Below are 25,236 nucleotides of genomic sequence, written 5' to 3' on the forward strand. Positions count from 1 at the left end.
ACGAAGGATTAGCTATACAGGCTAATGGGGTGATTTCAGGAGCGGGTATTGTACTACAACCAGATGAGCTAAGGATTGGCCAATACTCTGATATCGGGGGGAGCGTATACATGGACAGATACTGGTCAAGTTGTTGGAGATAGTGGTTATGCGGTGATGTGGAATGAACGCAATCTGGTTTCTGGTTCTACAATTGACCTGAATACATTCTATGGAATTTCAGAGCCTTCAACATTACCATCTTTGTCTAGAATATATGATATAATACTTCAAACAGGTGCTAATTCAGGCAATGAGTTTAAAGTTGAATTGTCTGATGTGCGAACGTTGAAATTAGGGGTAAGCGACTTGAACCTATCTACAAGAATGGCTGCAAACGGTGCAATTGACACCATAGATAAGGCAATTGGCATTGTATTGAAAGAAAGATCAAAGTATGGCGCTTATCAGAATGGTCTTGAACATATAATCAACAATGTAGATAATACATCCGAAAACCTCCGGGCTTCAGAAAGTCGTATTGCTGATGTTGATATGGCTAAGGAGATGATGACGCTTACAAAGGCGAATATCCTTGTACAGGCTTCGTCCTCAATGCTGGCGCAGAGTAATAATATCAATACGGAAATGGTACAGGGGTTAATTCAATCGTTTTAAAGATAGATTGTTTAGCTAGGGTACCGATCACCAATATATAACCATAAAGATAATAATCAGGCAGGTCTTAGCTCTTGATAAGCTTCACCTGCCTGTAATCTTTTCTGGCTTTATTGAAATAACTCACCATTATTTTCTTCTGTAATTGCATTTGATATCCGGATCATACCGAGTAATCCGCATTGTTTCCCTCAAAAGTGAGTTGACCAGGGCCAACACATCATCTAAAGCCTCTTTTGAATCCTTATCGGGGACAACATTATAAAGAATATCGAAAGCATCCTGAATATCTACATCTTTATCTAACTTAACGCGCATTGCTACCACCTATCTTAAAAATTATTGTACATTATAATAATACCATAAAATCCTCGGATAGTTAAACAACTTTTTCAACTTAAATTGTTAATATTGATGTCTTTAAATAGACGATGATAAAATAAAAGTAAATACTTCTCATTTTTGTATATGAAAAGTATTTACTATGCTTGATGCTTGTTAAATGCATGAGGAGCAATAAATTCTGTGATCTATTTAGCCAGCTCTATTGCTGATAAAAACAAGATGGACACTAAGATTTAGTTTTTATTGCTTTCGTCTTTCTCAATTTCTTGAATCTTGCGATCAATCGTTTCCTTATAATCATTAAGTCCATCGGTCACCGATGCCACTAATGTTTTAGCATTGTCAACCACTTCATGGTTCCCCTTGGAAACACAGATTCCGCCAAGAACTGCGCCGATAATTGAACCAACCAAGAGACCACCCAAAAATTTCTTATTATTTGAACTTTTCATGTTTTTTTCTCCTTTTATTTTCAATTTATGCCTGATAACTGATTGGGGTAACCAGATCTTCTAGCATGGAATAACAGTCATCATAATCCATGATTTTAGGTACTGGATAGGTAGGGTTTCCTTCTTTTAAGATGCGTTCGGTTAAAAACCCGATGTCCTCTGGTTTAAGTTTATCAATGGTTTCTGGTATATCCATATTACGATTCATTTCTTTTACTTTATTAATAAATCGGCTGGCCAGAACGTTTTCTCCTTCTTCCAAATGACCAAGTCCGGAATAAACAGCCAGTTCAGACAGTTTCTTTTCGATTTTGTTTTTGGAGAAATCCAGTACATGGGGGAGGATTACGGCGTTGGCAAAGCCGTGAGGGACACCATATAGACCACCCAGGTTATGGGCAATGGCGTGGACGTAACCGACATAAGCCCTGGTAAAGGCAACCCCTGCATCAAAGGAAGCTTTTAGCATATTTTCACGCAGTTCAAGGTTTGTTCCATCGGCATATACTTTTTCCAGATCATTTAGGATGATCTTGGTGGCATTCAGGGCTTTTTCTTTTACAAAAGGTGTGTCATACCAGCCATTATAAGCTTCAACCGCGTGGGTCAGGGCATCCATTCCGGTATGAGCGGTTAAGAAGTTTGGCAAACCAATTGTCAGTTCCGGATCCAGGCAGGCGGCAATGGGGACCAGTTTAGGATCGTTAATCGCAAATTTTTCATGATTGGCAGAGTTAGTGATAACAGCTGCAATCGTGGCCTCAGATCCGGTACCGGCAGTGGTTGGAACAGCAAAAAATGGCGGCAGCTTTTTGGTAAGTTTAAACAGGCCTTTCATTTTTTCAATAGACTTCTTGTTGGTCATCCGGGCGCCAATGATTTTAGCGCAATCCATTGAAGAGCCGCCGCCGAAAGCGACAATTCCATTACAATGATTGTTTTTGTAGATTGCCAGACCATCTTCAATATTTTCAAAAGTTGGATTTGGTTGAACGCCATCAAATACGGTGTAATGAATATCCGCGTTTTTCAGAGCTTCCATAAAAGTATCAAGAAGGCCCAGGTTCATTAAGGGTTTGTCAGTGACAATCAGAACATGGTCAACTTTACAGGCTTTGATGACTTCCGGAAAGCGTTTGATCATTCCCGGTCCCGATAAAACTGAGGGCGTTGGCATTTTAATAACCGCCATAGCCCCTTTCATAACAACATGTGTACTTCGATAAGCCAATTTTTTTAATTCCATTATATTCTCCTTATTATTTGTTTCAGCCGCCGCTGCAGACCGGGAAAAATACGACCCGATCATTTTCATTTAGTAAAAGTCTGCCAATTAATTTTTGGTGGCTGATTTTTCCGTTGATGGTTATATGACATCGCTTTGCCGTTTGATAGACTTCTTTTGAGTAGTTCTTCTTAATCATGAGAAGCAATCCCTCAAGGGAGGTGGCAGAGAGACTTTCCTCAGATTTTCCGGTCAATTTTGCCAGCTCCCCTTTGTATTCAACCAGGACCATTATCCAATTGCCAGCCGCTTCAGTGTTTTTTCAGCTGGAACGCCGTCTTTAGTCCAGCCTCGGGTCTGATAATAAAGCGGCAGCATGGTATCGAGATCGACTTTGGAATTCGGGTCATCAGGATCCTGAATCTCATCGGTTAAACGTTTGGGTAAGCTGTCGTCTTTATGGCTTAAGCCCTCTCTTAAATTGAAGAGCCGCTCGATGTTGTAGGCACGCTCTCCAATTTGCAGGAACTCACCGGTAGTCATTTTGAGACCAGTAGCCAGTTCAACGGCTTTGGCCTGGGGAATTAAGAACATTGAGTTGATCGGCAGAGCGTTTGGCATCATCGGCCAGATATTTCTCAACACACCGCGAGCACCCCCCATTGCTTTTCCGGTTATACCGGTAACTGGATGTGAAGGTCCCAGATCAAACATGAGCTTGGGGATCATTGATTGCAGGCCGAATAGGCAGAAACCCGCTGATGAAACAGCTTCCATAGCATTTTGTAAAAATACCGTGAGCTCAGCCTTTCCTTCTGTAGTAGTCTGTCCCATACTCACAACCCCGATGGATTCCATCAGTGCCAGGTAACCGCCGTTTAAATGACATCCACCCCGGTTGGAGGTGGCATAACCCAGGCCCATACCCACAGATTTACGGGGTTCATAGGAGGCCAGCTCCAGACCCTTGGCATGGATTGCAAAATCTGATCCGCCATATTTCTGACTCAGACGCAGAGTCCCATCGGCCAGCTCATCGTAGGGTTTTTCCCGTTTGGCTATTTTTTCGATCACTTCGAGCAGATTATCGGTTTTGCCAAAACGCAGACCAAAATCGGCCAGTCCTTTTTCATAAAGTTCCATGGCAAAGGCGATGGTACCAGCTAAGGAGATGGTATCCATTCCCAGAATATCAGCCTGATAATTGATTTCGTTAATCAGCTGCAGGTCATCATTTTCAATGTTTGATCCAAACAGCCCCAGCGTTTCAAATTCCGGTCCTTTTACTTCTTTATTATTAACGATTACCCGTCGTTCGCAGCGAATAGGGCAGGAGATGCAGCCGCTGTTTCTGACTAAAAGTGTATCAGCCAAGGTTTCACCAGAAATTGCGTCAGCTTTTTCCCATTGACCCTTTTGGAAATTTCTGGTCGGCAGAGCCCCGGACATATTGGCCTTGTTTACTAATCCGGCAGAGCCGTACAAGCCTAGAGCTTCTCCGGTCATGGGATGATTTTTAGAAAAGGCCACCCATTTTTTTGTATATTCTTTAAAGCCTTCAGGGTCCTTTATTTCAGTTTTTTTTGACCCGTAGGCAACGATGCCCTTCAAGTTTTTAGAACCCATTACAGCTCCAGCGCCACAACGTCCGGCTACCCGTTCTCCGGAGACGGCAGCGGCATATTTGACCAGGTTTTCACCAGCCGGACCGATTACCAGTTTACCATAATTTTTAGGCAGGCTCTCCTGAACCGTTTCGGCGTCAAGGCCCCATAAAAGTTTGGCATCCTGAATAATGACTTCACCATCTAGAATAGTGATCAGACAGGGTTTTTTACTTTTTCCAGTGATAATCAGACCATCGACACCGGCTTTTTTGAGCATAACACCAAATTGACCACCGCAGTTCGACGAGGCAATCCCACCGGTCAGCACATTTTTAAAGGTCATATTAAAGCGGCTGGAAGATGGGGCGCCGGTATTGTTCATCAGTCCGGTGTTAACAATCAGAATACTTTCTTCAGCTAAAGGATCAGTTCCTTCTGGCAGAAGGTCGTATAAGAGTTTAGCTGCCAGAGCTTTTCCGCCTAAGTAGTTTTTGACTAAGTCTCTTCGAATCAGAACAGTCTTGACCTGGCGAGTACTTAGATCGATGCTTATGTAATTTACGCCATTCATTGTTTTACCTCCATCTTGATAGCACCGAGTGGACAATTTACGGCACACTGATTACAGCCAACGCATTTATTGGGTTCTTCGAGTTTGGCATAAACTTTTAAATCACCTTTAAATCGCGGATAACTAATTTTTATTGCATCAAAGATGCAGACATCTGCACAAACGCCGCAGGCACTGCAGAGTTTGCGGTCTACAACCGGTTTTTCCACTGTGCTTTAGGGATTTTTTCCCCAGCCTGACCCTTTTCATCAAGAATCGCACTTTTAGGACAACCTTTCTGACAGACGCCACATTCAATACAGCGTTTTTCATTGATAACATGCTGTTTCTTCTTATCGCCGGTAATGGCCATTACTGGACAATTTTTTGCACACAGCTGACAGCCAATACAGCGGTCAGTTATTTGATAGGCCATTCTTTCACCTCCTAGTTATTCTTGTATATAGGCATTTGCGAAATGCCATAACCCGCATAATAGCGGGATATTTTTAACATAAAAAAATATAACTCCTCACCAGATTATGATAAAATTGAGTTACAACCACAACAATCCATCATCCTGAAAGGAGTTATATATGGATATTTTACCACAAAAACAGCTTTCGTTTGCTGAAATTTATGCTGATTGCACTCATTTTTTTGAACAGGACAAACATCACTTTCTTTCACTGCTGGAAGAAAAACTTGACCTTCATGCTCTGGTTCCACATTCTTTTTACAGTCATTACTATGCTTGTAATGGGCGACACCGTGATTTTGAGCTTTGTTCCATTCTTTGGGCATTCATTCTGCAGCGAATTTTTTCCATTCCCACTGACACCCTGCTGATCACTTTTCTCAAGTTTTCCAGCGAATTAAGGGATTTCTGCGGTTTCAGCAGAGTTCCCCACGCATCCCAGCTGACTCGCTTCAAGCAAGATTATCTTCCGGACTTACAATCGTTTTTTCATCAACTTGTTGATGTAACTGAACCAATCTGCCAAAAGATCGATGCTCATAAGGCCATGATGACCATCTTTGATACTTCGGGAATTGAAGCCTATGTTACTGAAAATAATCCCAAATTTGCCAATAAAATCATCAAACAGCTCAAAGCTTTCAAGAAAACCCATCAGCTGAATGATTCCTATGATCCCTACAAGGCCGCCTATGGCGCCATGCCCACCCACGCTAAAGCCAATTCTTCTATTAAACAGCTTTATATCAACGGTCATTTCTGTTATGTCTATAAATTCGGCATGATCACCAACGGCCTTGGCATTGTCCGGGATATCTCTTTTTATGATGCCAACTTTCTGGTTGATCATCCTGATATTGCTGTTGAGAAAAAGTCTGATTCTCCCGACGAGGACAAGTCGCTCCATGATACCAAAGCACTTATTCCTGTTCTTTCCGACTTTTTTAAAAAGCATCCGCTGATTGTTCCCAAACTTTTTATTGGTGATGCCGCTTTTGACAGCTCAGTCATTTATCACTCGCTGCTGACTGATTTAAAGTTTGAAAAAGCCTTCATTCCCCTCAATTCGCGGGGCTCCCTTTCTTATTCCGATTGCCCGGTTAATGAGCATGGTATCCCCTGTTGTCCGGACAACCCTTCACTTCCCATGAAACCGGAAGGTAAAACCAGGCGTAAAAATGGTCTCGTCCGCTTTAAATTTACCTGTCCCAAAACCCGATGGGTCAGGCAGCAATCCGGTAAATCCAAACGTCAGTGTTTCTGCGAAAAACCCTGCACACCTTCTTCCTGTGGCCGGATGTTCTATGTTTACCCTGAAAAAAACCTTAGAGCTTACCCAGGTACGCTTCGGGGTACTGACGAGTGGCAGCAAATCTATAAAATTCGCGGTGTTGTTGAACAGTCACTCAATCATTTCAAAGATTCTTTCTGTGTTGCCGGTCGCAAAACAAGAAATGCTCGGACGCTTCGCGCGGATCTGCTCCTGGCTGGCATTACCCAGCTGATTACTGTCATTCTTGCTGACAACATTCATCAGCTTCAATACATCCGCAGTCTTAAAAAACTGATTGCCTAACTGCTAAAATAAAGTTTTTTTCAGGCTTTTCTCAGGCTTTTATTTTTGCGCCTTTTTTTTGCAACGCTTCCTGCTTTTTTTGTCATACTTTTTTAATCAGCTCTCTTCATGCTCTACTTTCTCATTTTTTTCATTTTTGTTTTCATTTCGCAATTACCTAATTCTTGTATAGAATATAAAGCAAGATGTGTGCCAACTATTTACACGAAAAAAAACGCTGATTTTCAGCGTTCTGATAGTGGCAGTGAGAATCAAACGGACGATTCTAAAACACGGAATGAAACGAACGTTTCAAACTGAAACGGTTTACAAGCTTGTTGCGATTTTAACAATATAACTGTTAATTTGAACGGAAGTCTCTCTGTATATTAATATCGTAGGCTTTTAATTTGCGATACAAGGTCGATTTAGCCATATTCAAAGTTTTGGCTGATTCGGTAACATTGCCTTTTTTTGCAGCAAGCGTTTCGATAATTAATTTTTTTTCCAGTGCTTCTCTGGGATTTAGCAGATCCTCCGGTTGAATAGCGTTAGCTTTATTAGTGAAAGGCAGTTCAGGCAGAGCGTTAATCGTCAGGATGCCTCCTTCACATTGAAAATAAGCCCTTGAGATAACATTCTGTAATTGTCTGATATTGCCCTCCCATGGATGATTAAGCAGATAGTTTAGAAATCCCTGATCCATGGAGTCAATTAATTTTTCGTTTTCTGAATTCAGTTTATTGAGAAAATGAGTTGCCAGGGGGAGAATATCCTCTTTACGTTGTGCTAAAGCAGGGAGTTTGAGGGTGCTCATATTGATTCGATAGAATAAATCCAGGCGGAAGTTCTTATTCTCCACTTCTTTTTCCAGATCCCGATTGGTGGCAACAATAATTTTAACATCGAATTCCTTTTCACTTTTACCGCCCAAACGAGTGATCCGGTGGGAATCTAAAATTCTTAATAGTTTGGATTGGATACTCAAAGGCAGTTCCCCAATTTCATCTAAAAAAAGTGTCCCGCCATCAGCCAGTTCAAATTTACCGGGTTTGCCTTCTTTTTTCGCCCCGGTAAAGGCTCCGGTTTCATATCCGAAGATTTCACTTTCCACCAGATCAGCAGGAAGTGCTGCGCAATTGATGGCAATAAAAGGACCGCTGCTTCTTTTACTGTGATTATGAATGGACTGGGCAAAAAGCTCCTTACCTGTTCCACTGGGACCGGTGATCAGAACCGAACTGTCGATGTTAGCCGTTTTTTGGGCGTAGCGAATCAGGTTCTGCATAGTTTCGTTTTCTGTAATCATATCGTCAAAAGTATAGAAAGCCATATTTCCGGTCATCCGATTGATCATTTTATTAATGGTTTTTACGGCTTTAAAAATAATTGAAAAATAACATTTATCCTGATCGATCTGGACACAATCGATCTCACCAAAGCAGTGAATAATTCTTCCTTTAAGAAAAAAGTTGAGGTTAATACTTTTACCAACTTCACACTTTTTAAAGGATACTTCTCTGAGGATTTCAGAAGCATTGAACTCTGCAAGCTCACGATCACTTAGCTTTAATATTCTTTTGGCGTTTTCATTAATTCTTTCAATTTGCAGTTGATGATTTAAGAGAATCATCCCTTCGGCCATAGAATGAAAAACTTTTTCAAATAAGTTGAGGGTTGCTTTTAAATGCAGTTGATTTTCTATTAAAGCTGCTCCGGCGGTAACCACACTCAAAGAATGTTTGGTATATTGGTGCAAAAAACTGACCAGATTTACACTGCCGATGATAACCCCGTTTTCATCGTGAATAGGTGCAGATGAGCCGACGGCTTCGTGATGATTTTTACAGTAATGCTCAGGTCCAACAACCTGCACTGGTTGGTTGAGTCTGATAGTTAAATCCATTGAAGTCAGACCGTTTTCCGATTCCAGCCAGCGATAGCCGGGAATCAGCCGGGCCTGGCTCATCGGGACTTCCAGAGTAAGATCGTGGTAAGCATCCAGAATGCAACCGCTGCGATCACAGATAAAGATGATTGAATCTGAATTTTGCAGCGTTTCATAAAGTTGACGGATAATCGATTCTGAAATATCGATGAGAAGCTGATTCTTTTTTATGGTTTGAGCAAAGGCTCTCTCACTAAGTCTTGTGCCGATCCCTTCCTCTGGATTGATTCTGTTTTTTTGACATCGGAGCCAGGCATCACCAATAATTGGTCGCACACCTTTGTTAATTACTCCGCTTTGATTAAAATCATTCCAGTATTTCTCTAAAAGTTCTGTATTTATTTCCATTTTATCCTCTATTATTTAGTCTGGGGAAATGCTGCTTTAATTATAACACAATCAGAAAGACAGGTTTGCGAATAATAATTATTTTGCCATTTACAAGAATATAAAGATTTAAACGGTAAGCCGAACAATTGGCGATCGTCCGGCTTACCGAGATAGTTTGTATAAAATTTTTTACTCAGATATAAGTATATATTTATTTTAGCTTTCCCAGGATTTCATCAACAGAGGGCAAGGTTTTGATGGCATATTTTTTGGTCCAGATAACCATGCCATTTTCATTGATCAAAATATTAGCGCGTTTGGAAGCTCCGTGTTCAAAGCTAAAAACTCCATAATCCTGAGCGACTTGTCCTAAGGGATTAAAATCCGATAAAACACTCATGTGTTTTAAACTTAGAGCTTTTGCCCAAACGGATTTACTGGGCTGGGGATCAACACTCATTCCCAGGACAATGGTGTTGTATTCTGTAAAGCGGTCCACATTACGGTCTAAAGAACGCATCTGGTCGGTACAAACCGAAGTAAAAGCAAGGGGATGAAAGGATAAAAGGACTTTTTTTCCGGTGAATTGTTTGAGACTGATAAGATCACCTTCCTGATTCGGTAATTGAAAATCGGGAGCCATAGCCCCTAACTGAATAATTTCTGTCATAATAGTTCCTCCTTAAAAATATCTAAACATTTTATACATACCCGCTTTAGTTGTTTAAAATCATTTTGGATTTAAAATAAATGTAATTAAGCCCTAAAAGTCGTAGACACTGCCTGTTAAATTTTATATAATAAAAGCGAAAGTATGTTTGAAAGCGAGAAATACCATGCGTTTAACTAAAGAAGAGTATTTAAAAGAAGAGAAAAAAATGGAGCCGGCTAAAAATGTTAGTTCAGAACAAGATGACCAGCCAATAAAAACAGCAGAAGAGGCTCAGCATAGTAAGGAAGTAAAGCTTATTAAAAAACCCGTTTTAAGCCTTGATCAGAAGCTATCAGATGCAGAGATTAAAAAAAGATTGTATCTGATGACCGATGAAATTGTGTCCCAGCTCTCGATTCCGGGAAAAACACTGGATGAGCTGGAAAACACCTATGTCATGTTTAATGGTCAAATGTCAGTGATCAACCGATGCCGCTTATTAAGCTTTGCTGAACAACAGGAGCTGAATGCCAAAGTTTTTGCTGTTTATTATCAGAAAAAAGCGGAACTTAAATAATCTGATAGTCTTGAGTGAAGAGATAAATAAATTTAAATGAAAAATAAAAGCCATTTCAGGCATCCTTTTTGGGTTCAGAAATGGCTTTGTTTTATTTAAACAGTTTTTCCGTAAGATCGTTGTCTTCAGCCATATTAAGCAGGGCGACATAGATATTGACCACGACCTGATAGAGTTCCGGTGGGACTTCCTGTCCCAATTCAAGCTTTGAAAGAAGTGTGGCGGCGCTGTCATCATGATAGACGGAGATGCCATTTTCTTCGGCGATTCTTAGAATATTCTGGGCGATGGGTCCGGTGCCGGCAGCGACGATGACGGGCGCGTTGTTCTTGTCCGGATCGTAGCGGATGGCAGCAACTTTAAGCGGTTCTTCACGATTTATAATGGTATTATCAGATTCTGACATCTAAGCCCACCTTTCTTAAAGCCAGTTTAGGGAATCGTTTTAAGATACTCTGGCTTTCTTTGAATTCATCCACTGAATAATTTGACAGGCGAAATCCCTGTTCTTCGATAATATTTCTGATTTTATCCTGATTGTGCTCTAATACTTCAACCAGTGGTGCCGGTGATTTGACTTCCATTTGGATCACTTCACTGCGAACCTTCATAAAGACTTCAAAAGACCCGTAGCGGTCAGACTGAATTGTAAAGAATATATCAGTGGACTGTTCACCGCCGCCATCTTCACCGGATTCCGGATCTTTATCAATAAAGAATTCTCCATAGGTATCGTTATCCATAAAGCGAAAAGGGATGAGAAAATGCATCAGTGGAAAAACTGGACTTTCATTACGCACAAGGGTTTCCAGCAGAGCCTGGGCAGTAACCTGAAGCTTAGAAGGGGTAGAATCGCTCAACGCTTTTTCCAGCAGTTGCGCGACTTCGCTTTTATCGGTAATCTGATCCCCATCCATACCAGGAGAACGGGAGGTGCTGAGCCGACCAAACAGCAGTTCAGCTTCTTTGGCATGATTGAACACCTGGTTTTTCATTTCCATTATTTCAGTATCTGACAGGTTTGATAAGGGTTTTAAGGCATCTGCCAGGCGCAAAATGGCCGACTCCAGATTTTCAGCACTCCCTTTATCATAACGAACGATTTGGTTTAACAAAGAGTTAATCGCCTGATACTGTTTTTCACTGGTGTTTGGGGAGCGAAGCAAATTACCCAGAGTGGGGATGGTTTCATTCTTTAAAATCTTATCTAATTGTGATGAAAATTCATTATTATTCAGACTGGAAATGTTTGGTCCTTTGATCAGTGATTCCAGACGTTCAATCAGATTCTGATGGCTGTTTAGAGAGTTAGGGCCACCATTTTGGCTGGAAAGCAGGATTGATATCTTGGAAAGCTGCGAGGCAAGTGCGTCCTGCTGACTTTTAGGCATCGAATCCATCAGTTTTATGGTCTCGCTGAGAATAGCTTTGAAACTCTGATCTTTGTTGACATAGGCATCAAAATATTTTAAAACGGAGACAATTGAGTCTTTTAATTGGGGATAGCCATCAAGTTTTGCCAGGGTGCGTAAACTGTCAAAAAAAGATCCTTTAAAAATTGTTTCGGTTTTATCGCGCAGCAGGAGTTCACTCAGAAGATCCTGAGTATCCTTAAAAATCCCGTTTAAGAGCTCTTTGGGGATGGCACCGGCACTGCTTTCAAAAAGTTTGGCCATCAGCACCAGTTTTCGCAAGGTGTCTGCTTCAAGAGTTGTACTGTTCTTGAGTGGTTTTAAAATCTCCCGCTGGAGATTTTGCATTAGGGCCTCTTTGAAACTATCTTTTGAGGCATCACTCCCTAAATTTTCGACTTTAATATTAATCTCCGGATTAAGGATATCAAAGATTGCATCACTACCACCGGATTTAGCCGGCATATCGGTTACTTTGGGGGTTTGAGGGGTGGAGGTAATTTTTATACTATCGACCAAGGGACAGTCCTTTCCTGACGTAATATCATTTTTCCCGGACTGATTATCATTCAGGCCGACTTTAAACAAATTATACTTGATTTGAAGGGCAGATGCAATATTTTCAGGTGTTGAATTCCTCATCAATTAAAGCTATAATAGAACAGAATAAATAAAATTCAGGAAAGCAGACTTTTAACTCAGTTTTTTGAAATTTTGCAGTCTATAGAGGCGATTTTACGATTAAAATGGGTATATCCCTCATAAGACATCCGATCTGCTTTTATTGATACGGGTATAAAGGCATTAAGTCCGTCTAGCGGATTTACCGGTCAGAATAAAAATTCATGTTTAGCTTCAGTCTGTCTGGCAGAAGCACAATCTGGTTCTGTCAGCCTGTATGTCACAACTGAATACTTAAGTGAATTTAAAATTTGTAAGAAAAAAGGATGGTTAAGATGAGTAGTTATGATTCTGGAAATGATTCAATTTTAGAAATGTATATTTTTGAATCCGAAACCCTGCTGGATCAATTGGATGAAATTTTGCTTCAGTCTGAAGAAAATGAAGAGCTAACCCCGGAAGATATCAACGAAATTTTCCGAATTATGCACACGGTCAAAGGGTCTTCGGCCATGATGGAGTTTGAAACCCTGGCGCATGCTGCTCACAAACTGGAAGATTTGTTTTTTGCCATTCGTGAAAATGGTGTTGATGAGAGTCTTTTTGAAGATCTGATGGATCTGGTTCTAAATTTTTCCAGTTACCTGAAAGATGAAGTGGAAAAAATCAGAAATAATGAAGAGCTATCAGAAGAAAATCCTGAGTTGATCGAAGAAATTGATCGCTTCCTGGCAGCTTTAAATGGTGAGCCTGTTAATAAAGCTGAAAATCAGCCAGTCGAAGTTGAGAAAACTGAAACTGTGGCAGAAGAAGTGGTGGAAGAAATAGACCTGATTCTTGAAGTTGATTTGGATGTAGCTGATATTGAAACCGAAGTGATGATGGAACTTGAAGAAATGGCTACCCAGGAAGAAAAAGTCGAAGGCGGTAAGAACGGCTGTGATGGGGATATGCAGGTCTTCCATCTTCATGTGCGATTCGCCCTGGACAGCCAGATGGAAAACATCCGTGCTTTTATGCTGGTGAATAAGTTAAGCTCATTAGGAAGGGTTTTAAAAACGATTCCGGAAAAGCTTAATGATAATGCTGATGCGGCTGGGACTATTCTTAAGAACGGATTTTTCTGTTCCCTGGAAACCCGATGCAGTCAGGAACGGGTGGAATCAGCAGCACATAGTATTTTATCAGTAGAAACGGTTAGCTTTATCGATAAACTGCCAGAGACAGAAGACGATAAAAAGCCGGTAGCAGAACCAGAAAGTGAAGATGCAAAGCCCAAAAAAGAACAGAAGAAAGCTGCCGAAGCCAACCAGAAAAATACTCAGAAAGCAGCAGTCCAGAATCTGATCAGTGTTGATCTTAACAAATTGGATTCGTTACTCAACTTAATTGGCGAAATCGTTATAACAGAATCCATGGTGTTTGGCAGTGTTCAGGTTGATAGCATCAAAGACGAAGTTTATGAAAAAGCTTCAGTACAATTGCAGAAATTAACTGATGAACTTCAGGATATCGTCATGTCAATCCGAATGATCCCGATCGCTGGAACTTTTAAGAAGATGCAGCGAATTGTTCGTGATGTCGGCAAGAAACTTAAAAAAGAAGTTGAGTTTATAACGATGGGTGAGAGTACTGAAGTTGACAAAACGATCATTGACGGGATTGCGGATCCGTTAATGCACTTGGTGCGTAACGCCATGGATCATGGCCTGGAAAGCAAGGAAGAGCGAATTGCGGCTGGTAAAAATCCAGTGGGAAAAGTCATTCTTTCAGCTCAAAACGTCGGTGGAGACATTGTCATTTCTGTTTCTGACGATGGAAAAGGGTTGGATCCTCAAAAGATACTGGAAAAAGCCAGGGAAAAACGAATCCTGGTTAAACCGGAAGAAGAATACTCGGAAAAAGAAATCCTCAGCTTAATTATGGCACCGGGCTTTTCCACAAAAGAACAGGTTACTGAGTTCTCAGGTCGTGGTGTGGGCATGGATGTGGTTAAGAAGAATATTGAAAAAGTTGGCGGTTCTATTTCCATTGAAAGTGAAAAGGGATCCGGAACTAATATATTCTTAAAAATCCCCTTAACCCTTTCAATTATTTCCGGCATGGAAGTCAAAGTTGGCGAAGAAATTTATGAAATCCCGATTAGCAATATTCGAGAATCTTTCAAGATTACTCAGGATCAGCTGATTAAAGATCCGGACAACAATGAGATGGTTATGATTCGTGGAGTATGTTACCCGCTGATCAGACTCCATAATGTTTTCCATACTCTGGAAGAACCTTATCCAATTGAAGATGGTATCCTGATGCTTGTGGATTCTGGCGAAACCCTGGCCTGCCTCTTTATGGATGACCTGATTAAAAAACATCAGATCGTTGTCAAAGCCATTCCTCGTTACCTGATGCGTTATATTGGAGATCAGTCCGGAATTGCTGGCTGTACCATTCTTGGAAATGGCAGTATCAGTCTAATTATTGATGTGCCAAGTATTGTCGATCATTATTGATCCGGAGGGCATTTGTGATAAAATTAAAGGAAAATGAGTTTCAGGCGATCACTGCCTATGTTTACGATAACTATGGAGTGGATCTGCGAAAAAAGAAACATTTGATTGAAGGTCGGTTAAGTCATCATATCTCGACCTTGGGATTTGAAAATTTTATGGACTACCTGGACTTTGTAAAGACCGATAAAAAAACCGACGAGATCAGTACCCTGATTAATAAACTAACGACTAATCACACTTATTTTTTAAGGGAAAATGAACATTTTGAGTTTTACAAAAAAACGGTATTGCCCTGGATCGAAAACACCCTTAAGTCGAAAGACTTAAGGGTCTGGTCTGCTGGTTGTTCGTCAGGACAGGAACCCTATACCCTGGCCATGATCACCAGAGACTACCTGGGTACTAAGCTATCCTCCTGGGATTCTACTATTTTGGCTTCAGATATTTCGGAAAAAGTTTTAACAACTGCCAAAAAAGGAGTTTATTCGAACGAAGAACTTTCAAAGGTTCCCAAAGAATGGATCAGAAAATATTTTAACGACTATGACGAAGAGCATATGATTGTTTCTGAGTCGCTTCGACAAGGGGTGGCATATCGAAAGTTTAATCTTTTAGATCCGTTTCGTTTCAAAAAACCTTTTCAGGCGATATTCTGCCGTAATGTTATGATCTATTTTGATATCCCGACCAAAAATCAGATCGTTAAAAAGTATTATGATGCCCTGGAACCGGGCGGATACTTCTTTATCGGACAAAGTGAATCACTGTCGGCAGTGACCCACTCCTTCAAGTATGTTAAGCCATCCATTTATCAGAAGGAAATTTAAAACTTTCTTAAGACATTAAAGAAAATCTGGCTTTGTCCGATAAATAGTTTAGAAAAAGAATGTAATATCGGAAATTGTCATTTCGATGTTTTAATAAAGTTTGGAGGGATTAAAATGTCTACAAATTCAGTAAGTTCTTCAACATCCTCTTCTTTAACGACTCTATCTGCTAAAACAGGGATTGCTGGACTAATGTCCGGACTGGACACAGAAGAAATAGTTAATAGCTTGACGCTTGCTACACAACAAAAAATTACCAAACAAGAGCAGAAATTGCAACTGTTGGAGTGGAAACAAACTGCATATCAATCGGTTACCACGGCATTAAAGGAATTTCAAAGTTCTTATCTGGATGTTCTGTCTGGATCGAATTTTACAAGCGAAAGTTTATTTAATACGATAGCAGCAAGTACTTCATCTAGTGCTTATACAGTAACTGCAAGCAGTAGTGTCACAAGTTCAGGAAGCATTACCATTGACAGTATTACTCAATTGGCAACTAGCCAGACATTTGAGAGTAATGCCTCAGTAACAGGTTCTTTGAATGGTACGTATAGTACAGATTACTCTACGGATTTTTCAGGAAAATCTTTCCTTATGACAAAAGATGGTATGACAAAAACTGTTACTATTGGAACAGTTACAGATGAAGCAAGCTTTAAAACTGAGTTACAGGCTGCTCTAGATGACAGTTTTGGTACTGGCGTTGTTAGCGCGGATTTTTCAACCGCAGGTAAAGTTGAATTTCTAGCTTCAGGATCTAGCTTGAAAGTAGCAAATTTAAGTGGAAGTTCTGTTGTTGATGATCTTGGGATGACTTCAGGGCAAAGTAATACTTTAAGTACTTCTTCAACTTTAGCTGATTTAAATTTATCTTGGGGGACCCTTGACCAGACGTCATATAGCTTTTCAATTAATGATGTTGAGTTTTCCTTTAACAGTACTGATACCTTGGCAACTGTAATGAAACGTGTTAATAGCAGTGATGCAGGCGTTACTATGTCTTATTCATCTATCACGGACACTTTTAAACTAACGGCTGATGATAGTGGTGCAGGAAGTAATATTAGCGTATCAGATTCTGACTTATTAACTGCTTTTGGATTAAACAACAATGTAGTTGGGAATACGATAGATACTGAGGGGCAAAATGCAATACTTTCTGTCAACGGGAAGACAATTACAAGGAGTTCCAATGAAGTTGATGTTAATGGTGTAAAAGTAACTTTATTGGAAGAAACAGCTGTTTCTTCAACTATTAATCTAACAACAGATACAACTGACCTAAAAGACAAAATTACAAGCTTTGTTGAAGATTATAATACAATGATTGATTTAATAAATGGTTTAGTCAAAGAAGATAAAGAATCAGATTATGAACCATTAACTGATGCACAGAAAGAGGAAATGTCTGAGTCTGAAATTGAAAAATGGGAAGCAAAGGCAAAATCGGGCATTCTTCGAGGTGATAGCATCTTGAGAGGTATTACCTCGAAAATGCAGACACTAATGTATAGCTCAGCTGTTAAAGGTGGTCTTACCCTTTATGATATGGGGATTGAATCAGCCGGTTATACTGAAAATGGAAAGCTGGAAATTGATGAAGATAAGTTAGTAGAAGTGCTTTCGAGTAATATCGAGGGTGTAAAGGAACTCTTCACTACTGAAACAACTGGTATAGCAAATGCGTTGGATTCAATAATTGATGATGCTGCAAAAACTTCAGGGGCAAGAGGTTCAAGAGGAACACTTATCGAAAAAGCCGGATATGAATCTACTACATCCAGTACGCAAAATAGTATTTATGATAATATACAGACCGTCAATGAATATATAACGAAACTTCAGGATCAACTAGAATCTGAAGAGAGCCGTTACTGGTCCAAGTTTACAGCGCTTGAAACTGCTTTGTCGCAGCTCAACGCCCAAAGTTCAATGATCAGCGGATTTGGTTCTAACTCATAGAGTTAAACTAAGGGGGAATGGAAATGGTAACTCAAAATCCATATAAAGAATCGAAAAGAATAGCTTTGGAGTCAATGTCGAAAGGTGAAATTGTTGTAAAACTTTTTGAGGAAGCATCCAAGCAGATAAAGCTGGGTATTCTATTAATTGAACGTCAAGATATTGTAAAAGCTTATAATGCCATTGCGAAAGCTCAAAAAGTAGTCAGTTCTTTGAGCCAGTCACTTGATATGAATTATCCAATATCAATTGAACTCAGAGATATGTATGATTTTTTATATGAAAAGCTGGGTGAAGCCAACGTAAATAAGGATGTAGCTTTACTTGAGGATTTATGGAAGCTGGTTCAAGAGTTAAAGGATGCGTTTAAAGAAGCTGAAAAAGTTACTCGCGGAACTAGATAGGACGGGATTTTAATGGGTAAAGTAAACTCCTATGAATTATGTGAAGAAAAAATTCGCTTATTAAAAGAATATGTATCAACGGGCGAGGAAATCTTAAGCAGTACAACTTCCTGGGAAGCACTTGAGGGTATTTTAGCTCAGCGGGATTATCTGATCAAGAAATTGGAACAGGTGGAGAATAATGTTGAAGAATCAATGTTTGTACACCCTTCAACTAAAGCCCAGGAAAAAGAAATTGACCGTTTAGTCAAACTGATTTTAGATATAGATCAGAATGCAATGGAACTAATCAAGGAAGAACAGCAGAAAACAATAGATGATTTAAAAGCTAACAAACAGAAACAGCGTGCTTTAAAATACGAAACTGTGGGACGCGATACCCAGGGTAAACTGATCGATGTTAGAAAATAGCTTAAATGATTTAAGAAAATTTGTCATATAAAAGATGAAAAGTAATAAAAAAAATTAATATAAAAGAAAAAAACAGCCCGAATGGCTGTTTTTTTCTTGGGAAAAGTGTTAATTGCTTATATTTTTCAAGTTTTAAATATTGATGCAACAATTTTACAGAGGGGTGTCTTTATGTCGTTGTTGTATCCAAGTAAATATGATACAATTATATAAATTATGGAATATTATGGGGTAAATCCCAAAACAATAACAGGAGGCGCTTATGATTGGAAATTCTATAACCACTGCAATTTTTCAAAAAGCATTGGATGGTACTTGGGCGCGGCAACAGGCTATCAGCAATAATATAGCAAACTCGGAAACACCTAGATACAAAGCACTCGAGGTGGATTTCGAGACCGCTCTTAATAATGAGTTGAATAGAATCAGTTCTAATACAAATGGACAGAATGTTAATCGGCAGGAAAGTATTAAAAATGTACTTAGTTCTGATATTGTGACTGAATCTTATGATTTGACATCAAATCAGCTGGATGAGAATAACGTGGACCTGGATTCGGAAAATATTGATATGACAAAGACTGTTACCCAGTATTATTATCTGGTTTCAGGTGTAAATTCGTCATTTTCACGAATTAAGTATGCACTAAGCGAAGGGAAATAAAAATGAGTATTTTAAGTAGCTTTGATATATCCGGATCGGGCATGACTGCGCAAAAATATCGTTTAGATATTGTCTCACAAAATATTGCCAATGCCCAGGCAACCCGAACAGAAAACGGGGAGGCTTATCGTCGAAAAATGGTAATTCTTCAAAGTTCTGACGTTCAATCGTTTCAGGAGGTTCTAAACAATGAGATTGGTGTACAGAAGCAGGGCGTTGAAGTAGCTGCTGTTGTTGAAGACGAATCACCATTAGTGCCGGTATATGATCCTACTCATCCGGATGCCAATGAAGACGGGTATGTTATGTATCCAAATGTCAATACGGCTCAGGAAATGATCGATGCATTAGGTGCCAGCCGGGCCTACGAAGCAAATGTTACAGCTTTTAATGCGACAAAGTCCATCGCCATGAAAGCTCTTGAAATTGGATAATAAGGAGATAAAAGATGGCTATTAGTCCTTTAGCAAGTATAATAACAGAATCTCTGTCTGAGCAGGTTTCTGCTTCAAATGGAGCACAGGGTGAGGCGGCTCAGGGTTTTTCTCAGGTACTCAATGATGTGATTGCCAACGCCGAAGAAACGGATGCCCAAACAAAAGTGGATGCCTATAATCTGTCAATTGGAAATATGGATGATATGCATACCATGATGATTAACATGGCTAAAGCGGATATTGCGCTTCAAACGATGGTTCAGCTCCGAAATAAAGCTTTAAGTGCTTATCAGGAAGTTATGAGCACGAGCTTATAGTATCAAACCTGTATTATTGTTTATCATTTAGCAGTTTATTTTCATATCAGAAATAACAAAATATTATGTGCATAGCAGAGGAAATCAATGCCTGAACAGATAAAAAAAGTTCTCGACAATTTAAAAGAGTTTTGGGGTAAGTTCTCCAAAAAAATGAAAATAGTAATTATCGCTGTCGCTGCGACTGTCCTGATTGGATCACTGGTTTTAACTTTAGTACTTAACCAGAGCGAGTATGTACCATTGTTTTCTGACCTCACCGATACTGAAACAACTGAAATAATGGCAGCGCTTCAGGATCTTGGAGTAGAGGTCAAACTTGAAGATGGTCAGATTATGGTGCTTTCTGACCAGGAAGCAACAGTTCGTATGCAACTGGCCCAGGAAGGTTACCCTAAAAGTGGCTTGAGTTATTATTTAATCCAGGAAAATTCCAGCCTTCTTTCAACTGACTATGAAAGACAGCAGTATAAAAATTTACAGCTGCAGGAAAGAATCGCTGCCAGTATCAGGACCATAACTGGAGTGAGTGATGCTGTGGTTACTTTGTCGATACCAGATGAAAATGTTTTTTATCTGCAGGAAACTGAACCCACCACTGCTTCGGTGATTATTCATCTTGAACAGGGGGTTACACTGTCTGAAGACCAGATTCTGGGGATTCAGAATCTGATTGCCAAATCAGTCTCCGGCCTGGAGAAAGAAGATATTGCCTTAACTGATGGAAATGGTAATGACCTGGTGGCAACCGCAGAATCAAATTCTGGTGCCAGCTCGAAAATTGCCTTGACCCGTGAAATTGAGCAGAATCTGACAGCCAAAGTTAATAATGTCTTAAACGGACCGTATGATCCGTCGCAATATAAGGTTTCTGTAACAGCCAATCTTAATACAGATTCGGTAAAACAGGAGTCAGTCGTTTATACACCCTCAGAAGATGGGGATAATTCCGGCGTTCTTAATCAGGAATCATCAAGTTTTACAATTGATGGTGGAACCCTTGTTGATGGCGGTGTTGCCGGGACAACCGGGAATACCGATACAACGACCTATGCTGAAGAAATTTTAGGTGAGGGTGGACTGGTTTCTGGTTTTACTAATGATAATTATTATTCAGTCAGCTCTGAAGTTACCCAAACTGAGAGAACTGATCCCACTGTTGATGCCGTTTCCATTGCGGTTGCAATAGATGCCGCCGATATGAATGCTGTAGAACGGGAAAATCTGACGCAGCTGATCGCTTTTGCAGCTGGAGTGAATCCTGAGAATGTAACCATTAGAAACTTCGATTTCTATTCTGCCGAGGACGATACAGCAACTACCGATGACCAGTCGACGGGTGCAGATCTGGGTCAGATTCTGATTATAGCCGGAATTGCCGGAGCATTGCTGTTAGTAGTAGTTATTTTACTGATTGTACTGTTGGGCAGACGAAGAAAGAAAAAGGCCCAGGAAGCTCTGGACCATGTTATTCCTTCGCTTGAAGATGAAGGAATCTTCGAAGAAACCGTACCGAGTATCCCCGTTAGGGATATTAAACCGGTTGTTGATGATAAAAGAGAAAAAGTTAAGGAGTTTGCTACTGCTAATCCGGAAATTGTGGCGCAATTGGTCAAATCCTGGCTTAAGAATGAGAATGAGTAGGTGAAAAAATGCCTGAAACAATGCCTGTAACAGAAACTGACAATATTGGGTTAACCCCACGACAAAAGGCGGCTCAAATGGTAGTGGCACTTGGCGCTGATGTTGCTTCTTCTATTTATAAACATCTGGAAGAAGATGAGATTGAGCAGCTTACCTACGAGATTACTCGAATGGAATCAGTGCCGCCAGATGTGACGGATAGAGTTATTAATGAGTTTTATGGCCTTTGTGTAGCCCAAAAGGTTTATATTGAAGGCGGGATTTCCTATGCCAAGAATGTTCTGGAAAAAGCATTTGGTTCTCAACAGGGGAATGCCCTTCTTGAGAGAGTTACCAAAACTTTGCGAACAAAAGCTTTCGAGTTTATCCGAAAAGCTGATTATAAAAACCTGATGAATATGATCGTTAATGAGCACCCACAGACAATTGCCCTGATACTTTCCTATGCCCGGTCTGATCAGGCTTCGGCAGTCATTGCTGAGCTTCCTAAATCGATTCGTGTTGAAGTGGTTGAGCGAATTGCCCGGATGGATCGAACATCGCCGGAAATTATTAAGCAAATTGAAACCACACTTGAACGTAAATTTGAATCTGTGGTATCTTTTGACTTACTGGAAATTGGTGGTATTAACTATATTGCTGAAGTAATGAATAATATTGATCGCGGTACAGAAAAATATATCTTTGACGAACTTAATAAAACTGATGCCAAGCTATCCGAAGAGATTAGAAAAAGAATGTTTGTATTCGAGGATATCGTTATTCTGGATTCTATGTCGATTCAGCGCTTCCTTCAGGAAGTGGAAACCAAAGATATGTCAATTGCGCTTAAAGGGGCAAACAAAGGGGTTAGTGATATTATCTTTGAAAATATGTCCCAACGTATGGGCGATACAGTTAAGAGTGAGATGGAATTTTTACATAATGTCCGAGTACGTGATGTAGAAGAAGCCCAGCAGAAAGTTGTTTCTGTAATCAGACGTTTGGAAGAAGAAGGGGAAATTGTAACATCTAAAGGTGGAAAGGACGAGATAATTGTCTAGAATTGTTAAAGCAAAATGGGTTACACAGAGCAATAAAGTATTCGATGTTGATCTTGAAAAAAAGACCTTATCTGGAGATGTAGCAGTTCATCAAGATGATGAGAAGTCAGAAATTGTTGAAGATTTTGATGAAACTCTGGATGAAGATGAGAAAGTCGAGGAAATCGAGGAAGTTGATCATCAGCTGGAAGCAATCAAGACAGCTAACGAGTTTATGAAAAATACCCTGAAAGCCAGTCAGGAAATAAAGGAAAAATCCCAGGAAGAAGGCTTTAATAAAGGTTATGAAGAGGGCTATGACCTGGGCTTCGAAGTTGGCAGTCAAAAAGGGATTGAAGAAGGTTTGCTGCAGGCTGACCAGAGAATCGAAGACGCTTTGCTTGAAGTCAGGGAACTTGCTAATCTTTTGCAGGAAGAGCGAAACAGCTTATCTATGCAGTTAGAAGAGGATTTTCTAAAAGTGGCGCTGGAGATTGCAAAAAAAATTATGCGTTATGAAATCAGGCAGGATGAAACCGCATTTGCTAAAATTTTTCACGAGGTGATTCACGAAGATGATACCGGTGTCAAAGTGTATCTGTCGGAATATCAAAAGTCAGTTGATCTTCATATCAATAAAGCTGTGATTGATCGGATTAAAGCCCTATCCCAAAAATCGAAAGTTGTCATTTTGAAAGAGGAGGATAGGATTGTTGTTGAAACAGATGATTCTGTAATAGATGTGAGTGTTCCTGTACAACTACAGCAGATTCAAAATGCCATCGAAGAAAATTGAGTGGAGCAAATATGGATACTCAAAAAATGATAAAAGAGATTCAGCGCGCTGAAACTTTTCGATATTTCGGTAAAATTGAAAAAGTAGTGGGGATGATGATCGAATCAGTAGGCCCGGAGTGCCGGACTGGAGATCTTTGTCGGATTTTTGATCAAGACGCTGAGAATTATATTATGGCGGAAGTGGTCGGATTTCGTGGAAACAGGGTGCTTTTAATGCCCTATGAAGAACCGGAAGGGATCAGTTTTGGAAACATTGTGGAACCCACAGGGTCATCACTAAAGGTAGCAGTATCTGAGAAAATGATTGGTCGAGTTGTTAATGCTATGGGTGAACCCATCGATGTTGATCTTCCCATCGAAGCTGATGATTATTACGATATTCAAAGCAGCGGTGCCAATCCTTTGTCGCGACCGATTATTGAAGATATTCTAGAATTCGGGATTAGAGCCATTGATGGTCTTTTAACCATTGGTAAGGGACAGCGTATGGGAATCTTCGCCGGTTCGGGGGTAGGGAAATCCACCCTGATGGGGATGATTGCCAGAAATGTAAAGGCCCATGTCAACGTGATTGCTTTAGTAGGCGAGAGAGGTCGTGAAGTGCGTCAGTTTCTGGAGAATGACCTGGGCCCCGAAGGCTTGGCTCGTTCAGTTATTGTAGTGGCTACTTCAGACCAGCCTCCTATGCAGCGAATGAAATGCGCGATGACAGCAACAACCATTGCCGAGTATTTTAAGGATCAGGGAAAAGATGTTCTTTTAATGATGGATTCACTGACACGTTTCGCCATGGCTCAACGAGAGATTGGTCTGGCAACCGGTGAACCGCCGGTAGCAAGGGGCTATACGCCTTCAATCTATGCGATGATGCCAAAGCTTTTGGAACGGACAGGTAATTTTGAAACCGGTTCCATCACAGGTATTTATACCGTTCTGGTTGAAGGGGACGATATGAATGAGCCAGTGGCTGATACCGTTCGAGGGATCATTGATGGTCATATTGTTTTATCAAGAAAAATTGCGGCCAGAAACCACTATCCTGCGATAGATGTTTTAAACAGTGTCAGTCGAATTATGTCCAATATCGTTTCAAAGGAACATCGAGATGCGGCTTCGAAGCTTCGGAATTTAATGTCTGTTTATGATTCAAATTATGATCTGGTAAGTATTGGAGCATATAAAAGCGGGAGTAACCCGGCACTTGACGTGGCATTAAAAAAAATTGACGGCATCAACCGCTTCCTCCAGCAGGGAATCGATGAAAAGTCACCCTTCGATCAGAGTATTGAAATGATGGATAAGGCCATTCTATGAAAAAATTTAATTTTAAATTAGGAAAACTTTTAACCTATAAAGACCAGAACCTGGAAAATGAAATGATGGTTTTGGGGGAATTAAATAAAGAACTGGATCAGTGTGAGAAGAATCTGATTGACCAGCAGAATAAACTGATTCAGAAAAAGAAAGAATATGAGGATGCACTGTCAGGATCGATTTCACCTATGGCCTGTCAAGTGCATTTGCATTATATTGATGCCGTCAAAGAAGAAATAAAGCGCCTGGAAAAAGTTTTAGAACAGGCTCGCAAAAAAGTTGAGAAACAGATAGAAGTTGTTAAAAATCTTAAACTTGAGACCCGTTCTCTTGAAATTATGAAAGAAAAGCGTTATGATGAGTATATGCAGGAAATCAATAAAGAAACGGAAAAGGAGCTGGAAGACTTTGTCTCAACTGCTAAAGAGATGAGCAAACATTCTTGACAGATAAGATAGTGGTCTGGCCGGTTTAAACTTTAAGATTCGACAGCTTAAATCAGTTTTGAGATGTAAAG

Annotated in this window: 27 protein-coding genes; 16 read left to right on the forward strand and 11 right to left on the reverse strand. The window is 40.2% G+C overall.

The genetic code is table 11. The features are described 5' to 3' along the window. Positions 1-156: 156 nt before the first annotated feature. Positions 157-657, forward strand: coding sequence for a flagellin (locus Q5O24_04405; GenBank protein ID WKY49206.1), 501 nt, complete (start codon positions 157-159; stop codon positions 655-657). 129 nt (positions 658-786) lie between these two features. Here Q5O24_04405 and Q5O24_04410 read toward each other — a convergent pair whose 3' ends face one another. The 7 genes from Q5O24_04410 to Q5O24_04440 all read right to left on the reverse strand — a co-directional run bounded on the left by Q5O24_04410 (position 787) and on the right by Q5O24_04440 (position 5,272). Next, complete coding sequence (locus tag Q5O24_04410; GenBank protein WKY48565.1) at positions 787-975, reverse strand: hypothetical protein; 189 nt, start codon at positions 973-975, stop codon at positions 787-789. A 260-nt stretch (positions 976-1,235) separates the two neighbouring features. Next, positions 1,236-1,454 carry a YtxH domain-containing protein gene (locus tag Q5O24_04415; GenBank protein ID WKY48566.1) on the reverse strand — a complete coding sequence of 73 codons (219 nt, stop codon included), beginning with the start codon at positions 1,452-1,454 and terminating at the stop codon, positions 1,236-1,238. 25 nt (positions 1,455-1,479) lie between these two features. After that, positions 1,480-2,700, reverse strand: coding sequence for an iron-containing alcohol dehydrogenase (locus tag Q5O24_04420; protein WKY48567.1), 1,221 nt, complete (start codon positions 2,698-2,700; stop codon positions 1,480-1,482). A 22-nt stretch (positions 2,701-2,722) separates the two neighbouring features. Continuing rightward, entirely contained in the window at positions 2,723-2,971 is a 249-nt protein-coding gene (locus Q5O24_04425) for a MoaD/ThiS family protein (GenBank protein WKY48568.1), read from the reverse strand. Beyond that, positions 2,971-4,857 carry an aldehyde ferredoxin oxidoreductase family protein gene (locus tag Q5O24_04430; protein WKY48569.1) on the reverse strand — a complete coding sequence of 629 codons (1,887 nt, stop codon included), beginning with the start codon at positions 4,855-4,857 and terminating at the stop codon, positions 2,971-2,973. The genes Q5O24_04425 and Q5O24_04430 overlap by 1 nt, the downstream gene beginning before the upstream one ends. After that, complete coding sequence (locus Q5O24_04435) at positions 4,854-5,066, reverse strand: 4Fe-4S binding protein (protein WKY48570.1); 213 nt, start codon at positions 5,064-5,066, stop codon at positions 4,854-4,856. The genes Q5O24_04430 and Q5O24_04435 overlap by 4 nt, the downstream gene beginning before the upstream one ends. After that, positions 5,048-5,272 carry a 4Fe-4S binding protein gene (locus Q5O24_04440; protein ID WKY48571.1) on the reverse strand — a complete coding sequence of 75 codons (225 nt, stop codon included), beginning with the start codon at positions 5,270-5,272 and terminating at the stop codon, positions 5,048-5,050. The genes Q5O24_04435 and Q5O24_04440 overlap by 19 nt, the downstream gene beginning before the upstream one ends. A 166-nt stretch (positions 5,273-5,438) precedes the next feature. On the opposite strand from Q5O24_04440, the gene Q5O24_04445 reads away from it, so the two are divergent. Next, positions 5,439-6,890, forward strand: a complete 1,452-nt coding sequence (locus tag Q5O24_04445; protein WKY49207.1) for a transposase — start codon at positions 5,439-5,441, stop codon at positions 6,888-6,890. A gap of 340 nt (positions 6,891-7,230) precedes the next feature. On the opposite strand, the gene Q5O24_04450 is transcribed toward Q5O24_04445, so the two are convergent. Both Q5O24_04450 and Q5O24_04455 read right to left on the reverse strand, forming a co-directional pair. Further along, on the reverse strand, positions 7,231-9,165 hold the full coding sequence (locus Q5O24_04450) for a sigma-54-dependent Fis family transcriptional regulator (GenBank protein WKY48572.1): 1,935 nt from the start codon (positions 9,163-9,165) through the stop codon (positions 7,231-7,233). Between the two features lie 193 nt (positions 9,166-9,358). Next, positions 9,359-9,817: a redoxin domain-containing protein gene (locus Q5O24_04455; GenBank protein WKY48573.1), complete on the reverse strand. Its 459-nt coding sequence runs from the start codon at positions 9,815-9,817 to the stop codon at positions 9,359-9,361. 166 nt (positions 9,818-9,983) lie between these two features. Here Q5O24_04455 and Q5O24_04460 point away from each other — a divergent pair, with 166 nt between their 5' ends. Further along, positions 9,984-10,376 carry a hypothetical protein gene (locus Q5O24_04460; protein ID WKY48574.1) on the forward strand — a complete coding sequence of 131 codons (393 nt, stop codon included), beginning with the start codon at positions 9,984-9,986 and terminating at the stop codon, positions 10,374-10,376. Positions 10,377-10,467: 91 nt separating this feature from the next. Here Q5O24_04460 and Q5O24_04465 read toward each other — a convergent pair whose 3' ends face one another. Both Q5O24_04465 and Q5O24_04470 read right to left on the reverse strand, forming a co-directional pair. Beyond that, the gene (locus Q5O24_04465; protein WKY48575.1) at positions 10,468-10,782 is read right to left on the reverse strand and encodes an EscU/YscU/HrcU family type III secretion system export apparatus switch protein; all 315 of its coding nucleotides are present in this window, start codon (positions 10,780-10,782) and stop codon (positions 10,468-10,470) included. Continuing rightward, on the reverse strand, positions 10,769-12,430 hold the full coding sequence (locus Q5O24_04470) for a hypothetical protein (GenBank protein ID WKY48576.1): 1,662 nt from the start codon (positions 12,428-12,430) through the stop codon (positions 10,769-10,771). Before Q5O24_04470 ends, Q5O24_04465 begins: the two co-directional genes overlap by 14 nt. Before the next feature lie 314 nt (positions 12,431-12,744). Between Q5O24_04470 and Q5O24_04475 the strand changes: the two genes are divergently transcribed. The 13 genes from Q5O24_04475 to Q5O24_04535 all read left to right on the forward strand — a co-directional run bounded on the left by Q5O24_04475 (position 12,745) and on the right by Q5O24_04535 (position 25,165). Next, entirely contained in the window at positions 12,745-14,916 is a 2,172-nt protein-coding gene (locus tag Q5O24_04475; protein WKY48577.1) for a chemotaxis protein CheA, read from the forward strand. A gap of 14 nt (positions 14,917-14,930) precedes the next feature. Further along, positions 14,931-15,743 (forward strand): protein-glutamate O-methyltransferase CheR, encoded by an 813-nt coding sequence (locus Q5O24_04480; protein ID WKY48578.1) that lies wholly within the window; start codon positions 14,931-14,933, stop codon positions 15,741-15,743. Between the two features lie 114 nt (positions 15,744-15,857). After that, complete coding sequence (gene fliD, locus Q5O24_04485) at positions 15,858-17,708, forward strand: flagellar filament capping protein FliD (GenBank protein ID WKY48579.1); 1,851 nt, start codon at positions 15,858-15,860, stop codon at positions 17,706-17,708. Positions 17,709-17,731: 23 nt separating this feature from the next. Beyond that, the gene (fliS, locus tag Q5O24_04490) at positions 17,732-18,112 is read left to right on the forward strand and encodes a flagellar export chaperone FliS (protein WKY48580.1); all 381 of its coding nucleotides are present in this window, start codon (positions 17,732-17,734) and stop codon (positions 18,110-18,112) included. A 12-nt stretch (positions 18,113-18,124) separates the two neighbouring features. Continuing rightward, positions 18,125-18,523, forward strand: a complete 399-nt coding sequence (locus tag Q5O24_04495) for a hypothetical protein (protein WKY48581.1) — start codon at positions 18,125-18,127, stop codon at positions 18,521-18,523. A gap of 262 nt (positions 18,524-18,785) precedes the next feature. Continuing rightward, positions 18,786-19,187, forward strand: a complete 402-nt coding sequence (gene flgB, locus Q5O24_04500; protein WKY48582.1) for a flagellar basal body rod protein FlgB — start codon at positions 18,786-18,788, stop codon at positions 19,185-19,187. 2 nt (positions 19,188-19,189) lie between these two features. Further along, positions 19,190-19,621, forward strand: coding sequence for a flagellar basal body rod protein FlgC (gene flgC / locus Q5O24_04505; protein WKY48583.1), 432 nt, complete (start codon positions 19,190-19,192; stop codon positions 19,619-19,621). A 14-nt stretch (positions 19,622-19,635) separates the two neighbouring features. Then, positions 19,636-19,941 (forward strand): flagellar hook-basal body complex protein FliE, encoded by a 306-nt coding sequence (gene fliE, locus Q5O24_04510; protein ID WKY48584.1) that lies wholly within the window; start codon positions 19,636-19,638, stop codon positions 19,939-19,941. An 87-nt stretch (positions 19,942-20,028) separates the two neighbouring features. After that, positions 20,029-21,585: a flagellar basal-body MS-ring/collar protein FliF gene (gene fliF / locus Q5O24_04515; GenBank protein ID WKY48585.1), complete on the forward strand. Its 1,557-nt coding sequence runs from the start codon at positions 20,029-20,031 to the stop codon at positions 21,583-21,585. A gap of 8 nt (positions 21,586-21,593) precedes the next feature. After that, positions 21,594-22,628: a flagellar motor switch protein FliG gene (fliG, locus tag Q5O24_04520; protein ID WKY48586.1), complete on the forward strand. Its 1,035-nt coding sequence runs from the start codon at positions 21,594-21,596 to the stop codon at positions 22,626-22,628. Beyond that, complete coding sequence (locus Q5O24_04525) at positions 22,621-23,403, forward strand: hypothetical protein (protein WKY48587.1); 783 nt, start codon at positions 22,621-22,623, stop codon at positions 23,401-23,403. Before fliG ends, Q5O24_04525 begins: the two co-directional genes overlap by 8 nt. Positions 23,404-23,414: 11 nt before the next feature. Further along, positions 23,415-24,719: a flagellar protein export ATPase FliI gene (fliI, locus tag Q5O24_04530; protein ID WKY48588.1), complete on the forward strand. Its 1,305-nt coding sequence runs from the start codon at positions 23,415-23,417 to the stop codon at positions 24,717-24,719. Next, positions 24,716-25,165, forward strand: coding sequence for a flagellar export protein FliJ (locus Q5O24_04535; protein WKY48589.1), 450 nt, complete (start codon positions 24,716-24,718; stop codon positions 25,163-25,165). The genes fliI and Q5O24_04535 overlap by 4 nt, the downstream gene beginning before the upstream one ends. Positions 25,166-25,236: the final 71 nt, after the last annotated feature.

Source organism: Eubacteriaceae bacterium ES3 (assembly GCA_030586155.1).
Classification (GTDB): Bacteria; Bacillota; Clostridia; order Eubacteriales; family Eubacteriaceae; genus Acetobacterium.